We start from the raw sequence: 15,552 nt of genomic DNA on the forward strand, positions 1-15,552 counted from the left end.
TATTTATTAGACTCGTTTCTAGAGGGAAAAAGTTTTAAGATTTGAGAATAATTTAAAATCATTAACGAATGTATTTACAATAACATACAATATTAGCTATAAAAATGAAACCGATATATTGCACACATAAGTAAAAAGAGGCTCCCAATGGAAGCCCCCGCTTATCTAATATTATTAAATTACTTTACTTCAACCTTAAATTCTTTATGGTCATGAATTTCCTCACCTTTTTCAACATGAATGGTTACGTTGTAAGTACCGGTTGAAGTGAAGATATAATCTGATTTGTACATGCCTTGCATTTCTTCTGATGCATCAACGTACTCATGATTTTCATTATTTTCAAACCAAACCTCAAATTGTACTTTAGCATCGATTAATAATTGATCACCTTGTTGCAAATGTGCTGTTAAGTCTGTTTCATCATTTGCAACCACATTTTCAATCCCCATTAAATGTATACCTAATTCTCCAGCAATAGCCTCACTCATAGATTCATCCATGTTCTCATGATCCATTTCATTTGAATCCATATCCTCATCCATCATTTGATCCACGTTTCCTACGATAAACTGTTTCTTAGGCATATTATGCATATTTCGTGCAGTCACATGTGCCGTTACACTGTACACGCCATCTTCATTAAATGTTTCTTCTACAGAATAAACACCTTCTCCTTGATGTGATCCATACGCAAATGTAGACTCTTCTCTACTTTCATTTTTAAATTCAAATTTCACTTCACTTGCATCTTCAATTTTTTCTGAATCTAGAGTTACAATAGCTTCAATTGTTACAGGCTCTCCTTTTTGAATGTCTATCGGACTAATTTGAATGCTCACATCAAATAATTTAGGTGGTGGCAATTCAGATGATGTTTCCTCTTGAGTAGCTGTACATCCTGCTGCCAAAGCAATGATCATGATAAAAACCAACGATTTTATCATGAAGTGATTTTTTCTCATTTGTATGTATTCCTTCCTTTTCCATTAAAATCATTTTTAATATTTAGAAACTGATAAAACCATTGTTCACAAAAACGATCTTCTTTAAAACTTTGCAGTTTTGATTTAGATCACTTTTTACAGTCTACAATTCTACTATAAATATAACAAAATACAATCAATCCTTATTATGAAATTTCAATGAACAAAAAACAAAACAGTGAACGATTTGACACATTCGTTCACTGTTTTAATCATTATTAATTAAATCAATACCTTAATTCCTTCTGTGCATTTTTCATTAAAGTTAATAATAAAATGATGGCTATGATATTTGCAATAAGTAGAGGAATAATTAATAAAAAGGCCAATGGAAGAATGATCAATGCTCCCGTTACTAAAGCGGCTCCTACTACAGATACAATGAAATAAATTTTCCATCTATTCATTGCTAAATCTGCTAATTGATACTGTGCATTGAATCTTGCCCAAACCTCAATCCCTTTACATAGATGAAACACAAGCAATAAATTCAGTATTGTGAAACCGACAAAGATGAAATATCCTAAAAATCCAATATTTAATGTAATAACATCAAAAATAGATAATACAATTAACGGAATGGACAACTTCTGTGCAGATATAAAGTGAGAATTTTGCTGTAACAATAGTGATAGTCCTGAAAAAATAAGAATATACCCTACAATATCAGGCAATATATCAAAATCATTGATTCTAAAATCAAACCAAAAAAGGATTCCCCAAAATATTCGATTAAATGCCATAATTCCACTCCCTTATAAAATCTTAAATTAACATACATTTAATTAGAACAAAACTAATCATTCATATACTAAACATTTCATAAAATGAAAAAGAATGGATCCACTCTAGAACCCATCCTAATCAAAAGAACTCTTCAATTTATAACAAACGCTCCGAAAATATAAAATTTCTCAATAAACTCCTCTAATATGAGGGAATACTTCATTCTGGTAAAAATCGTTCAGTTTTTTCATTTCTTCCTTTGTAAATGAAGGAACATGAATGGCCTGTAAATTATCCTCTACTTGTTTTACATTTTTAAATCCTGGAATAACACAGCTTACTTCTTCATGATCAAGAATCCAACGCAATGCCGCTCTTGTCATATTCCCTCTGCCTTCAGCAATCCAAGTCAATTGATTTGCTAGTTCAGATCCTTTGGATAACCCTAAACCAGCAAAAGTTTCTCCTACATTAAATAGTTCACCATTTTCGTTAAAGCGACGATGGTCATCATCTTCAAAAGTGCTCTTAGCAGTGAATTTCCCTGTTAATAATCCACTAGCTAAAGGTAATCTAACTAAAATACCAGTACCATTCTCTTTAGCTTTTGCAAAAAGCTCTTCTGCTGGCTTTTGTCTAAATATGTTAAAAATCACTTGCAACGCAGCTACATTGGGATTCTCTAAACATAATAAACCTTCTTCTACCGTTTCTACACTAACTCCATAATGACGGATTTTTCCTTCTTCTTTCAATTTGTTTAATACTTCAAATACGCTGCCATCTTTTATAATTTCTATTGGAGGGCAATGAATTTGATAAAGGTCAATTGCTTCTCTATTTAATTTCTTTAAACTCGTTTCACAATAATTTCGAACAGTTTCCATAGAATATGTATTCGGATCATGAATGTCTCCAAAACGACAAAACTTCGTCGCAATATGTACGGAATTTTCTTTTCCTTTTGTAGCTTTTGCTAACAATTCCTCACTATGCCCTCCGCCATAAACATCCGCAGTATCAAAAAAATTAACACCTTCATCCATCGCTTTATGTAACGCTTTTAATGATTCCTCATCGTTCGTACTGCCCCAAGAACCACCGATAGCCCAAGTTCCAAAACTAACTTCACTTACTTTTAAATCCCGATTGCCTAGCTGTCTATAATTCATTTCATCTTCCTCCAGTCGTTAAACAAACCCATATATTATCTTAACAATATTTTTACCTCTATTCAATCTGAAACCATTCATGAGTAAAATAAAATCATGATTAATGAAACTTTAAGACTTATACTGAATTCAAACAGGTTATCAAATATTTATCTAAATTATAAAATTGGGCTCCTATCCAATCATTTCAACCATTTATTTAATATACTACAAGTGTGAATACGTTATTTAGGGCATTACGAACTAATAGTATTTTATCTGAACAAAAAAATAACTACACAAGAGCCTTTTCTTTAAAAAATCAGTCAAATGTCCAAACCAAATACAAAATTCAGAATATGATGTTATGGAAATATCATTTTACCTTAAATTTTTGAAAGGAGTTAAACAAATGAGTGAAAAAGATTGCACAAAGGTAACACCGATTTTATGTGATTGTACATCCACATGTGACCCAGTGGAACCAAATACTTTTTTATTGGATCAAGTATTATGTAAATTAAGTTGTCAAATTGATATTGAAGCTGATATTGAATTAGACCAAGAAGCTCTAGACATTAAAGACATTAATAAGGATGTTTGTATCACACAATGTGAATTTATTGAAGTAACTACGCCAACTAATGACTGCTCTTTATCAGGAAAAATGTTTTTAGGAGGACATGTGCGTAAAAACATTCGTTATTCTACTGCTAGTTGTGTAGATGAGCATGGAATTTGTGGAGAAATTCGTCATTGTACTGTGAATGTACCGTTTAAGTGTGCGATTCCGATTACTGATGTGTTTCCAGATTGCAGTTTTACCGAAGTTGCTACTCAAAGCTTCCATGGTAGAAAACTAACTCAATTCGATCAAGCAATTTGGCAGCCACAAAATGTACCTGTAGAATGTGAATTGAACAGTGTAACAATCAACGAAAGAGATTTATATCAAAATCGTGTACCCATTTCTTATGGACCTAAAGATGAAGCAGTATTTAGAACTGTAAGAGAAAAAATGGTTGTTAATATTGAAGCTACTTTATTCCAAAAAAGAGAGTGCACAATACCTAAAACAACAACTACAACAACAGCCCAAGCCAATGTTACAAGAAGATAAAATCAATATTAAAACCGCCTTTAATTGTAGTTAAAGGTGGTTTTCTTTTTAGTGAGACCCATTTATATCTGCTGTAATTTTCAGTTAAAATAACCATTTCTCTATTTCTAATTGAATATACTACAATATATCAATAAGGAAGGGGATTAAGGCAATGAGTGATTCTGGTGTAAAAGTAACACCCATTTTAACTGATTGCACTTCGCAAACGAAACCAGCGGAACCGAACACTTTTAAAGTGGATGTCGTATTAGGAACCTTAAATTGTCAAATTGATATAGAAGCAGAGATACAATTAGATCAAAAGGCTTTAGACATTAAGGATATTGATAAAGAGGTTTGTGTTACCCAGTGCGAATTCATTGAAATCACTAATCCATCAAATGATTGTCTACTAACAGGAAAGTTGTTTTTGAAAGGATATGTTCGTAAGAACATCCGTTATTCTGCCATTGACAGTATATCAAATGATGGAGTATGTGGAGAAATCCGTCATTGTACAGTAAATGTCCCATTTACCTGTGCTATACCAGTTGAAAATATATACCCCACCTTTGAAAGTAATGATCGTATTATCCAAAGTTTCCACGGACGTAAACTCACCCAATTTGATCAAAGTTTATGGCAACCTCAAAACACTCCAGTAGAAGCTGAAATCAATAGTGTTACAATTAATGAACGTGATTTCTATAACAATAGAACTCCATTATATAAAGGCCCTAAAGATGAAGCAACATTTACTACACTAAGGGAAAAAATGGTTGTCTCTTTGAATATTACTCTTTTTCAAAAACGTATTGTACCTTTGATTCCTAGTATAAATGGACCAATTAGATAGATTATACAGTAAGATAAGCCCGAATTTTCAAAACTTCAGCTAATACCCCAATCAAGTAAATGTACTTTAGAATATAATATCCCAACCCTAAAAGAAAGGAGAATAAATTGTGTTCGATAAATATGATGATTGCGTAAGAGTCACGCCATTATTTACTGATAGTACTTCCTCTTGCGATGCTGTAGATCCCGATACTTTTTTAGTAAATGTACTCTTAGGAACAATAAATGTCCAAATAGACCTTGAAGCAGATATTGAACTAGATAGAGATGCATTGGATATTAAAGACATTGATAAAGATCTTTGTATCACTCAATGTGAGTTTATCGAAGTTACAAGTCCATCTACAAACTGCATTTTATCAGGAAAGTTATTTCTAGGTGGTCACATACGTAAAAATATACGTTATTCTGCAATAGATTGTGAAACTGAAGAAGCCGTTTGTGGTAAAATTAGGCATTGCACTGTTAACGTTCCATTCAATTGTGCAATCCCTGTTGAAAATATTTTTCCAGAATTGTTTCATAACGAGCAAGCAACACAAAGTTTTCATGGCCGTAAGTTAACTCAATTTGATCAAGCAATATGGCAACCTCAAAATGTACCTGTAGAAACTGAAATTGTTCAGATGACTATAAATGAGAGAGATTTATACAAAGATCGAACTCCACTATTATATGGTCCAAAAGATGAAGGCACTTTTAGAACATTGAGGGAGAAAATGATTGTTAGCTTAACTATAAATCTAACTCAGAAACAAGAAAAAGTGATCTCAAAATCTGTAGCAGTTATGACTTCTAGTTCTACTACACAAGATCCCACACCAGTACCAGAACCAACACCTGAACCGACTCCTGAACCAACTCCTGAACCAACTCCTGAACCAGGACCAGATCCAGTATTTGAACCAGAACCAGATCAACCTGAAGAACCTGTTGAAGAATGTCCTGATGATGAGAAACCAAAGGATACAAGTGTTAGTAGGCAGGACGATCCTGATGGTGAAAAAGCACAAATTAAAGCTACAGTTCCTAATGAGGTACAACCAAATCTGGACATTAAAGTATATATAGAAGAACAAGAAAAAGCGCTTAAAGATAAAGAAAATGAAATTTTATCACTAGACAATGAAATTTCTCAATTAAAAAGCCTTTATCACAACATGAATGAAGAAATCACTCAACAAGCAGTTGCTCAATCTAAAGAACAAGAAACCACACTTAAAAATAAAGATAATGAAATCTCTGCATTAAATAGCGAACTGTCTCAATTAAAAGAACTTATTCATAATATGAACGAAGAAATCACATTAAAAGCTGAAGAGAACTCAAAAGAACAAGAAGAAACACTTAGTAATAAAAATGAAGAAATTGATGAACTAAACAGTGAACTTTCTCATTTAAAGCATCTTGTTCAAGATATGAGCAAACAAATGGGAAATACTACAAATAAACAATCAGAAATTGAAGTTGAATCACTAAATAATAAAGATACAGAAATAAATGAACTAAACAGTGAACTTTCTCATTTAAAAGAACTTGTTCAAAATATGAATAAAAACAATGAAACAGATACAAAGTTAAAGCAGCATGAAGAAACGTTTGAAAAGAAAAATAAAGAACTTGAAATATTAAACAATGAGGTTGCTCAATTAAAGTCTGAGATTCATAATGTAAATCAGGTGAAAGAGAAAAAAGAGAAAAATCAAAAACTCGAAGTGAATCCAAATCACATTTCAGAATTAAATGCAGAAATAGAAGAATTAAAAGCAATAGTTAAAAACGTAAAACAAGAAGTTAAAGTCACAAAAAATGAATCTGCTGGATTCTTTTCTTGGTTAAAAAAATTGTTTTCAAAAAAGGTCAAAACAGAATACTAAAGTACCATATCGCCCAAAGTTATAAAGTCTTCTAAGAAGTGGCACTTAATGCAGCTTACAAGACATGACGATTTTAGACTAGTGAGTCTTACGTAATGTAATGAGAACGTGACAAATAAAAATCAGCAGGAAGTATTACTTCGCTGCTGATTTTTATATTAAAGTTCAACTACTTCTCCACTGGCTAAAACATGACACGTGATTGAGTTTTCTTCAAGTTTAAGAGCAAATTCATCTGCGTTCTGCTCTATGACAGGAAACGTATTATAATGAATAGGAATAACCTGCTTAGTCTGAAGCCATTCAGCAGCAATCAAAGCATCATCAGGTCCCATCGTGAAATTGTCACCTATTGGCAAAGCAGATAAATCGATCTCATTCAATTCACCTATCATTTTCATATCACCAAATAATCCTGTGTCTCCAGCGTGATAAAATGTACGATCATTTATAGTCAATAATATTCCCGCAGGCATCCCAGTATAAATGGTTTGGTCATCATGTTCTATTGATGAACCATGAAATGCTTGAGTTAATTTCACCTTAAAACCCTCGAATTGAAATGATCCACCTATATGCATTGGATGTACTTTAACACCTTGTGATTGACAATACATTGCTAATTCATACGTTGCAATAATTGGGCATTCATTTACAGAAGCAATTTGCAAACAATCACCAAAGTGATCTCCGTGTCCATGGCTTAAAATAATAGCATCCACTTTGAAGTCTTCTGGAGAAGCTGACGTTTGTGGATTTCCATTTAAAAATGGATCTATGAGAATGCTTTTTCCATTCCCCTCTACAAGAAAACATGAATGACCATAATATGTAACCTTCATTACCTCACCCTCTCAATGATTATTAATATATTCCATCACCCGAAAGTACTATGATATGCAGCATGTATTCGTTCTAGGCCTTCTACTAAAAGTGCTCTAGGACATCCAATATTCATTCTGGTAAAACCATCTCCAGTTTCTCCAAAAATGAAACCATCGCTTAATGCCACTTTTGCTTCTTTTAACATAAACTCTCTAAGTTCTTGACCATTCATACCTAACTTCCTGCAATCCAACCAAACAAGATATGTTCCTTCAGATTGCACAACTTTGATTAGAGGCATATTTTTTTCTACAAAAGCCTTAACAAATTGATGATTTTCATAAATATAATCCAAACATTGATCCAGCCATTCTCCTCCATATTTATACGATGCTTCTGAAGCTGTTAATCCGAAGTTGTTCATCATAGTTAATGAGTATTTATTTATTTCCTTACGAAATTTCAATCTTATTTCTGGATTGGAAATGATCGCACTTGAAGCTTGCAAACCTGCAATATTAAATGTTTTACTTGGAGCTATGCATGTGATTGTTTGCTGAGCTAACTCATCACTTATTGAAGCCATCGGGATATGTTTATTTTGTTTAAATACCAGATCAGCATGAATTTCGTCAGCTACAATAATGATATTGTGCTTCAAACAAATTTCACCTAGTCGCGTTAATTCATCTCTAGACCAAACTCTTCCAACTGGATTATGAGGACTGCACAATAACAACATCTTCACTGAGGAATCAAGCTGCTTCTCCAATTTCTCTAAATCCATTTCATAAGTATAATCTTCTAGCACCAATGCATTATCTACTATCACTCTCCCACTTCTATTAATCACATCAAAAAAAGGATAATAAACAGGGGACTGCAACACAATTTTATCTCCAGGGTTTGTTAAACAAGCGATTAAGAAGCCAATTGTTGGCATGACACCTGGTGAATAGGTTAGCCACTCTTTTTTGACTTCCCAGTTATGTCTTTGCTCCAACCAATTTACAATTGCCTCATCGTGAGAATTGGATGTAGATGAATATCCAAAAACACCATGCTCAGCTCTGTTTATCAAAGCATTTACTACAGGTTCAGGGGAGCGAAAGTCCATATCTGCAACCCACATTGGGAGCACTTCATCACTATCAAAAAACTTTTTTCTAGCATCCCATTTATAGGAATATGTATTCGTTCTACTTATGGACTCATCAAAATATTTGTTCATTTAGACACCTCTTAAGAATCAATTTCATTCAAATATTTACTCATTTTGTTTTTCATAATACTCAGCTAAAGCTACTACCATACTCCCCATTCTCTCTAGTTCAGGGGTAACAACTCTATGAATACCTTCCTCTCTTATTGCCGCTTCAGTTACTTTTCCAACTGACAAAGCCAATACATTCTCATTAAAAGCTTGAATTAATTCTGTTAATTTCTTTTTCTTGTCTGCATATTCTGCCATAAATCGAATCTGTGGACCACTAGTAAATGCGACAACATCGACATCACCATTTAAAACTTCAGAAACAATCTGTTCCATCTTTTCATCAGTTGGAGGAATATGTCGATAAGGTAGAATCTCGTAATAATTAGCACCCGTTTTTTTAAGCCATTCAATCATTTTTGGAGCAGGCGCACCATAAAGCTGCAGAGCAATGTGTTTACCTTCTAAATCATAGGGTTTAAACATTCTGGTTAACCCTTCAGTTGTTCCATCATCATCTTTAATCGTGGGTGTTATTCCTAATTTTTTCAGTACATTCACTGTTTTATAACCTCTAGCAGCAATTTTCGCTTTTTTTAATACGTCTATGAACTCAGCTTCATTGCCTGTTTCAACTGCTAAAGTATGTAGCTTGCTAGTGCCAATCCCCGTTGTTAATATGATCCAATCTAACTTCTCATGTAGCAACCGATTTAAAGACGCTATCACTTTAGAATCCTCTAAAAATACAGTACCTTGAGTTGGTCTGATGAAAGGAATCCCTCCAAAATTTTTGATCAACTTACTAATTTCCTCCGCTTTTCTACCACCCGCTATTGCAATTCTTTTTCCCTCAAGTTTGTTCAATTCTCTCTCATCTCCTATGTATCATTACTTATACTTATTATACCATTACTCTTAAATAACAGTAATCTTAAATCTAAAGAAGAGGTGAAGCAAGCCGTGCGAACGATTCTGCAATTTTCTGCAATCTAGAACGGTTTTTGAATTGTTCTAATCCAATGAACGTTGAATCAAGTAGATCATTTTCAAAATCCTCCACTAATTTTTTCACGCTATTTTGTTGATATAAAAATACATTGACCTCAAAGTTCAAATGGAAGCTTCTCATGTCCATATTTGTAGTACCAATAGTTGCATAATCTTGATCTATTATGATGAACTTGCTGTGCATAAAACCATGGTTATATTGATAAATTTTCATACCTGCTTCTATAAGATCTAAAAAGTAAGACCTTGAAGCATAATAAACAAATCGATTATCCGGATTTGAAGGGAAAATAAATTTAACATCAATACCATTTAAACAAGCCACTTTTAAAGCACTTAGAATATCCTCGTCAGGTATAAAATACGGGGATGCAAACCATATTGATTTTTTTGCAGAAATAATCATTGAAAAAAATAAATTTTTCATGACCACCCATTTTTGATCTGGACCGCTGTTAATGACTTGTACTGCACCTAAATTCTGATGTTTTGATTTATAATCTTGAATAAAATACTCCTCAGTGTTAAACTTTTCATTCGCTGCAAACAACCAATCTTTTATAAAAAAATATTGGAGTGCATTTACTGCCTCACCCTTTAGCATTAAATGTGTATCTCTCCAAAAACCAACCTTTTTATCCTTCCCTAAGTATTCATCACCAATATTAATGCCACCAGTAAACCCTATTTTACCATCCACAACAATGATTTTTTTATGATTTCGATAATTGATATGATTGTTCAAAAATCGAATTTTCAAGGGTAAAAAAGGTTTGATACTCACTCCAACTGACCTTAAATCAGACAAGTATTGTTTAGATAGCTTCCAACTACCCAAAGTATCATATATACAACGTATTTTTACTCCTTCCCTTGCTTTTTTGATTAATATGTTTTTGATCTTTCGCCCTATTACATCATCTCTTATGATGTAATACTCCAGGTGTATATGATGCTCTGCTTTTTGAAGCGATTTGATAATTTCATCAAAAGTAACCTCTCCATTTGTTAAAACTTTTACTTCTGTATGAAAGGATAGTGGACTGTCACCCAAGTTAAAAGCTAAGTTGGAAAATACTCTTTGTCTTTCATGTGTTAGTTCTTTCTTTGATTTCATTAATGTTTTTAGTTCAATATTACTCCCGTTATTGTTTTGAATATAGAAGTTTTTATCACCAATCTTCCTCTTATGATAACTTCGTCCAAATAAGGCATACGAAAAGAAACCTAAGACAGGGAATAAAATCAGTACAATTAACCAGTTTATAGTTTTAGATGGAGATCGATTTTCAAAAATGATGAGCATTGCAATTATAAAAGCAACCAAAGAAAAAAATACATTTATACAAATTAAAAGCTTATGATCTAAAAAAAAAATTGTAAAAAAATAAACTGTATATACAAACAACACCAATAAAATGATCAGTATCCATTTCTTCATTAATTCACCTATTTTTAATCTTTATTATATTTACTGTTATTACATTTAAGTTTTACAGTAGAACAAAACAATATTCCTTATTCCTTAAATAGATATTGAAACATAAATTTTGTTTCTTTATAAACTAAATTGGAATGAATCCAACCTATATGCACATACTAACTTAAGTTTAAATCTTTTGCTTGCTATTTAAAAAGGAGGTATGAAAATGGTTGAAAAAGGTCAACATCAACAGCATATCCAACATGCAGTTGAAGGTGCCGACGATGCCATTACAAGATTACAAAAGTCACAACAGGCAGTCTTAAAAGCAAAAGCAACTGCAAGTCCACAAGATATTAAAAAATCTGAAGATCAATTGGATAGTGCGATGACTAATCTACAGAAGGTACAAACAAATTTAGATTTTCAAGCTAACAAATCCCAAGAACAACAAGTACAATATATACAGCAACAACTTATTCAAGCAGAAGAAGATGCTCTAGATACCCAACAAATCGAAGCTTCTCCTTTGCAAAATAAAAAAAGGTAACTAATATATTTCAAACTTATAATGTGAAGATTCAAACTGAAAATAAAGACACCCTTCATTATCATAGAAGAGTGTCTTTCATTTATAAACCACTTATTTTATCACGATCTTAAATGTAAATAATCATTAAAATTCAACTTGCACGTTTTGATCTTTATAATCATCAATATTGATTTCATTACCATCTTGATCAAAATATTGTCCAGTCTCTCGATCAAATTTAACTTTTACAAATTCTATATCCTCTACATTTTTTTCTCGTTCGATTTCATTTCCTTCCATATCGTATATTTTACCTGTTTCTTCATCCACCTCAAGCATTGTATATTCAAGATTTTCTAATGATTTCACTTCTGAAAATCCATGATTCTGTTCAATAACAATCTCATTTCCATCCTCATCGTAGACTTTACCTGTTTCTTCATCTACTGTTACTTCCTTTAACGTATATTCGTAATCTTCAGTTAAACCTGTGCTTCCAATCTTTACAATCTCACCTTCGAAATTAGATTCAGTGAATTTAATTTCATTCCCATCCTCATCATAAGCTTTGCCTGTTTCTTCATCTATTGTTACAGTGTTTAATGTATATTCAAAATCTTCTAAAGACCCTACTTCTGTAAATTCTCCTCGTTCAATTTCATTTCCATCTTGATCATAAACTTTACCTGTTTCCTCATCTACAGTGAATTCAATATACTCAGCCTCTGAAACTTCTTGTAATGAATATTTAGAAGCATCGAAATCAACTACATTTCCGTCTTTGTCCAAAATTTTACCTGTTTCTTCGTCATAAGTAAATTCAATTTCTTGTGCAACACCTGCAACACCGTTAGTTTCCTTGTAATTTAAAAGTTTTATACTGCTTTCATTTGCATTGGCAGCCCCAACTACACCTCCTAATAATAATGCTGAAAATGCTACAGATGCGATCATTTTTTTTGCTTTCATGTTTCTCTCTCCTTTGTTTTTGTTTGTTTTTGTCTTACACGTATAATGTACACAACTAATGTGAAATCGAAGTGTCCTTGTTATGTTGCCTCTGTGAATTCTTTTTCTTTTATAATAAAATAAAAACTCACACCCTTCTCCGTGTTTTGAACTCCAAATTGAGCATGATGAAGCTCCAAAATATTTTTAACTATAGAAAGTCCAAGACCTGTTCCCCCCGTTTCTTTATTCCTTGAACCTTCAATACGATAAAATCGATCCCATATCTTATTAATCTCGTCTTCTGGCAACGTTACACCTTGATTTTCAATGGAAAATAAAACGTGTCCTTTTTCCTTTTTCAAATGAACATGAATTTGCAATCCTTCAGGTGTATATCGAATAGCATTGCTATAAAAATTAGAAATCACTTGCTCCATCTTTTTTCGATCTGCATAAACGACACAATCCAGTTCTATGTTATTTATCATCTCTAGTTTTTTGTCACCAATGTTTAATTGCAGCTTATTCTGAATCTCATTTACTAAATCACTCATAGAAAACTTTTCAATATTCAAATGATAAAATCCAGATTCCAAGCGTGACAGCTCCAACATATCTGAGATTAATCCGTTCATTTTATTGGATTCTTGAATAATAATATCCGTATAATAATCAGACTTATCTATCGAGACGCCATCTTTAATTCCCTCTGCATAACTTTGAATGATACTAAGCGGTGTTTTCAATTCATGAGAAATTCCCGATACAAATTCTTTTCTCATTTTTTCTAATTTTCGTTCTCTCTCAATATCTTCCTGCAATTTTTGATTTGCCATTTGCAAATTTGTAATCGTTTCATGCAATTTTGAAGAAAGTTTATTTATGCTTCTGGATAAACTTCCAATTTCATCGTCTGATTTTATTTTAAGCTCCTCAGTAAAATTAAGGTTTGACATTTTAGTTGCTACCTTATTGATTTTAATTAAGGGTTTAGAAATGATTCTTGAATAATACATAGACATCATAAAGATAAGGATTAAAAAAACAAATGCAGCATAAATATAATAATCCTTCATTACATCCACCGCTTCATTTACAGGCTGTAAAGAATGCATAGTGAATATATATTTTGTAGCCGAATTATTTTCAAAAATAGGTTGAACTGAAATAAGATTATCCGTTCCAGAATTGGAGTCATAATATGACATCGAAACAGTTTCATCTGTAGAAAAAGTTAATGGAGTATAATTTTTTCTATATTCTTGAAATGCTCTCATATATAAATCCCATTTAAGCTTTGTCTCTTCCCCTATATTTATATCGATTTTATTGATGGTTCCTCTTATGATCCCGTATTTCTCATTATTATTCAATTTATAAGAGCTTAGTTTTTTATTCGTTGTCCTTATATATACAGGAGTAACTTTACCATCTTCCCTTGTACCGATTACCTCCATATAATTTCCTTCAAAAATACCAATCGTATTTAAATTCTTAATATCAATTTCTCCATTTAAAAAAAATTCTGTAAGAGAAACTGTAAATAATTTCCCATCAGTAGATAACAAAGATAATTGAAGACCATTTTCAAAAATAACAGGTGGATCCGGAACCTCTACCATCGTAAAACCCATACTACCTGAATTTGATTGCTGATCTACATTTAAAACAGATATAAATGCATTGTTTTTTTCGTAATATTCATTTGCAATTTGATCAAGAAGAGTGGGATCTTTTAAATAATTTTCTGAGAACAGCTCGACCTCTTTTGCTATTTCACTTTTCTTCTTTTTCATATAAAAGGTATCGAAAAATAAAGTTTGACTAACAACAATCAATCCTACAATAATAGAAAAGAATAAGGTGGTTACAATGAAAAGTTTAAAAACAATACTATTACGCTTCATTCTCCACCTCAAACTTGTAACCTGTTCTGATTACTGTTTTTATAAATTTTGCTTTTTGTCCTAGTTTGCTTCTTATTTTTTTGATATGAGTGTCTACTGTTCGTAAATCACCAAAAAAATCATACCCCCACACTTGATTTAATAACTTTTCTCTTGTGAGTACTATCCCTTTGTTTTCAATTAAATAAACCAGTAATTCATATTCTTTATGAGTTAAAGTCAATTCTCTATTCTCAACTTTGACTTGACGTGATTTTTTGTTGATTTCGATGTCATTTAATTTTATCTTTTCGTTGTTATTGCCAATCGTACCTTCAGCTCTCTTAATTAACGTCTTCGCTCTTGCAACTAATACTTTAGGACTAAAGGGTTTTGTCACATATTCATCCGCGCCCAAATCAAAACCCATTAATTTATCTTCCTCTTCTGTTCGTGCTGTCAACATAATAATAGGGACGTCTGATTCATTTCTAATACGCTTGCACACAGCCCATCCATCTAGTTCAGGTAACATCACATCCAGTATCAATAAATCGACATGGTTCACTTCAAATAATTCAAGTGCTTGCTTTCCGTCACCCGCTTCTAATACAGTAAATCCTTCAGAGGAAAAATAATCTACTCCAATTTCACGCAAACGTTCTTCATCTTCTACAAATAAAATTGTTCTATCCATTCATCCATACCTCTTTTTAATATTGATCATTATTTTATTAATGCTTGTATAAAATTATTCTATTATTATAACTAAATCATGTGTAATCCATGTGAACACGCATCCAATTCCATCCTTCACATCTATTTCATCACGAGTTCACTTCGATTTCACATGAGTTTGATACATTATTAGTGTGTTATACATGATGTCAAACACCCTCATATCACCCTTTTGGATCAAATGTGCGTGATCTTTAAGGGTATTTTTTTGGTTAAAATATGAAATCAATTCAATATTTTGTCACATATATAGCTTTATATGTGATTTTTTTC

Annotated in this window: 14 protein-coding genes; 4 read left to right on the plus strand and 10 right to left on the minus strand. The window is 32.2% G+C overall.

Translation table 11 applies throughout. The annotated features are described in order from the left end of the window. Positions 1 to 179 precede the first annotated feature (179 nt). From Q5Y73_RS15825 to Q5Y73_RS15835, 3 genes are all read right to left on the minus strand, one after another. The gene (locus Q5Y73_RS15825) at positions 180 to 965 is read right to left on the minus strand and encodes a FixH family protein (RefSeq protein WP_305992885.1); all 786 of its coding nucleotides are present in this window, start codon (positions 963 to 965) and stop codon (positions 180 to 182) included. Positions 966 to 1,213: 248 nt separating this feature from the next. Beyond that, the gene (locus tag Q5Y73_RS15830; RefSeq protein ID WP_305992886.1) at positions 1,214 to 1,729 is read right to left on the minus strand and encodes a hypothetical protein; all 516 of its coding nucleotides are present in this window, start codon (positions 1,727 to 1,729) and stop codon (positions 1,214 to 1,216) included. Between the two features lie 171 nt (positions 1,730 to 1,900). Then, positions 1,901 to 2,884 carry an aldo/keto reductase gene (locus Q5Y73_RS15835; protein WP_305992887.1) on the minus strand — a complete coding sequence of 328 codons (984 nt, stop codon included), beginning with the start codon at positions 2,882 to 2,884 and terminating at the stop codon, positions 1,901 to 1,903. Between the two features lie 391 nt (positions 2,885 to 3,275). Here Q5Y73_RS15835 and Q5Y73_RS15840 point away from each other — a divergent pair, with 391 nt between their 5' ends. The 3 genes from Q5Y73_RS15840 (at position 3,276) to Q5Y73_RS15850 (ending at position 6,700) form a co-directional block, all read left to right on the plus strand. After that, positions 3,276 to 3,983, plus strand: coding sequence for a CsxC family protein (locus Q5Y73_RS15840; protein WP_305992888.1), 708 nt, complete (start codon positions 3,276 to 3,278; stop codon positions 3,981 to 3,983). A gap of 154 nt (positions 3,984 to 4,137) precedes the next feature. After that, positions 4,138 to 4,821 (plus strand): CsxC family protein, encoded by a 684-nt coding sequence (locus Q5Y73_RS15845; RefSeq protein WP_305992889.1) that lies wholly within the window; start codon positions 4,138 to 4,140, stop codon positions 4,819 to 4,821. Between the two features lie 109 nt (positions 4,822 to 4,930). Further along, positions 4,931 to 6,700, plus strand: coding sequence for a CsxC family protein (locus Q5Y73_RS15850; RefSeq protein WP_305992890.1), 1,770 nt, complete (start codon positions 4,931 to 4,933; stop codon positions 6,698 to 6,700). A 158-nt stretch (positions 6,701 to 6,858) separates the two neighbouring features. On the opposite strand, the gene Q5Y73_RS15855 is transcribed toward Q5Y73_RS15850, so the two are convergent. From Q5Y73_RS15855 to cls, 4 genes are all read right to left on the minus strand, one after another. After that, complete coding sequence (locus tag Q5Y73_RS15855) at positions 6,859 to 7,542, minus strand: metal-dependent hydrolase (RefSeq protein WP_305992891.1); 684 nt, start codon at positions 7,540 to 7,542, stop codon at positions 6,859 to 6,861. A 35-nt stretch (positions 7,543 to 7,577) separates the two neighbouring features. Beyond that, on the minus strand, positions 7,578 to 8,756 hold the full coding sequence (locus Q5Y73_RS15860) for a MalY/PatB family protein (protein ID WP_305992892.1): 1,179 nt from the start codon (positions 8,754 to 8,756) through the stop codon (positions 7,578 to 7,580). Between the two features lie 36 nt (positions 8,757 to 8,792). Further along, a complete protein-coding gene (locus Q5Y73_RS15865) occupies positions 8,793 to 9,605 on the minus strand; it encodes a uroporphyrinogen-III synthase (RefSeq protein WP_305992893.1) in 813 nt (270 codons plus the stop codon). Between the two features lie 73 nt (positions 9,606 to 9,678). Next, positions 9,679 to 11,190, minus strand: a complete 1,512-nt coding sequence (gene cls, locus Q5Y73_RS15870) for a cardiolipin synthase (RefSeq protein WP_305992894.1) — start codon at positions 11,188 to 11,190, stop codon at positions 9,679 to 9,681. A gap of 208 nt (positions 11,191 to 11,398) precedes the next feature. Here cls and Q5Y73_RS15875 point away from each other — a divergent pair, with 208 nt between their 5' ends. Next, the gene (locus Q5Y73_RS15875; protein WP_305992895.1) at positions 11,399 to 11,722 is read left to right on the plus strand and encodes a hypothetical protein; all 324 of its coding nucleotides are present in this window, start codon (positions 11,399 to 11,401) and stop codon (positions 11,720 to 11,722) included. Between the two features lie 126 nt (positions 11,723 to 11,848). Here the strand turns inward: Q5Y73_RS15875 and Q5Y73_RS15880 are convergent, their stop codons facing one another. The 3 genes from Q5Y73_RS15880 to Q5Y73_RS15890 form a co-directional block, all read right to left on the minus strand. Next, on the minus strand, positions 11,849 to 12,673 hold the full coding sequence (locus tag Q5Y73_RS15880) for a hypothetical protein (RefSeq protein WP_305992896.1): 825 nt from the start codon (positions 12,671 to 12,673) through the stop codon (positions 11,849 to 11,851). Positions 12,674 to 12,753: 80 nt separating this feature from the next. Beyond that, positions 12,754 to 14,562: a sensor histidine kinase gene (locus Q5Y73_RS15885; protein ID WP_305992897.1), complete on the minus strand. Its 1,809-nt coding sequence runs from the start codon at positions 14,560 to 14,562 to the stop codon at positions 12,754 to 12,756. Then, positions 14,552 to 15,238: a response regulator transcription factor gene (locus Q5Y73_RS15890; RefSeq protein ID WP_305992898.1), complete on the minus strand. Its 687-nt coding sequence runs from the start codon at positions 15,236 to 15,238 to the stop codon at positions 14,552 to 14,554. Before Q5Y73_RS15890 ends, Q5Y73_RS15885 begins: the two co-directional genes overlap by 11 nt. Positions 15,239 to 15,552 lie beyond the last annotated feature (314 nt).

Source organism: Chengkuizengella axinellae (genome assembly GCF_030730905.1).
Lineage (GTDB): Bacteria > Bacillota > Bacilli > Paenibacillales > KCTC-33759 > Chengkuizengella > Chengkuizengella axinellae.

Excerpts from the sequence above, each read along its gene's own strand:
- Q5Y73_RS15825 (WP_305992885.1), bottom strand. The coding sequence starts at position 965 with ATGAGAAAAAATCACTTCATGATAAAATCGTTGGTTTTTATCATGATC.
- Q5Y73_RS15830 (WP_305992886.1), bottom strand. The coding sequence starts at position 1,729 with ATGGCATTTAATCGAATATTTTGGGGAATCCTTTTTTGGTTTGATTTT.
- Q5Y73_RS15835 (WP_305992887.1), bottom strand. The coding sequence starts at position 2,884 with ATGAATTATAGACAGCTAGGCAATCGGGATTTAAAAGTAAGTGAAGTT.
- Q5Y73_RS15840 (WP_305992888.1), top strand. The coding sequence starts at position 3,276 with ATGAGTGAAAAAGATTGCACAAAGGTAACACCGATTTTATGTGATTGT.
- Q5Y73_RS15845 (WP_305992889.1), top strand. The coding sequence starts at position 4,138 with ATGAGTGATTCTGGTGTAAAAGTAACACCCATTTTAACTGATTGCACT.
- Q5Y73_RS15855 (WP_305992891.1), bottom strand. The coding sequence starts at position 7,542 with ATGAAGGTTACATATTATGGTCATTCATGTTTTCTTGTAGAGGGGAAT.
- Q5Y73_RS15860 (WP_305992892.1), bottom strand. The coding sequence starts at position 8,756 with ATGAACAAATATTTTGATGAGTCCATAAGTAGAACGAATACATATTCC.
- cls (WP_305992894.1), bottom strand. The coding sequence starts at position 11,190 with ATGAAGAAATGGATACTGATCATTTTATTGGTGTTGTTTGTATATACA.
- Q5Y73_RS15875 (WP_305992895.1), top strand. The coding sequence starts at position 11,399 with ATGGTTGAAAAAGGTCAACATCAACAGCATATCCAACATGCAGTTGAA.
- Q5Y73_RS15880 (WP_305992896.1), bottom strand. The coding sequence starts at position 12,673 with ATGAAAGCAAAAAAAATGATCGCATCTGTAGCATTTTCAGCATTATTA.
- Q5Y73_RS15885 (WP_305992897.1), bottom strand. The coding sequence starts at position 14,562 with ATGAAGCGTAATAGTATTGTTTTTAAACTTTTCATTGTAACCACCTTA.
- Q5Y73_RS15890 (WP_305992898.1), bottom strand. The coding sequence starts at position 15,238 with ATGGATAGAACAATTTTATTTGTAGAAGATGAAGAACGTTTGCGTGAA.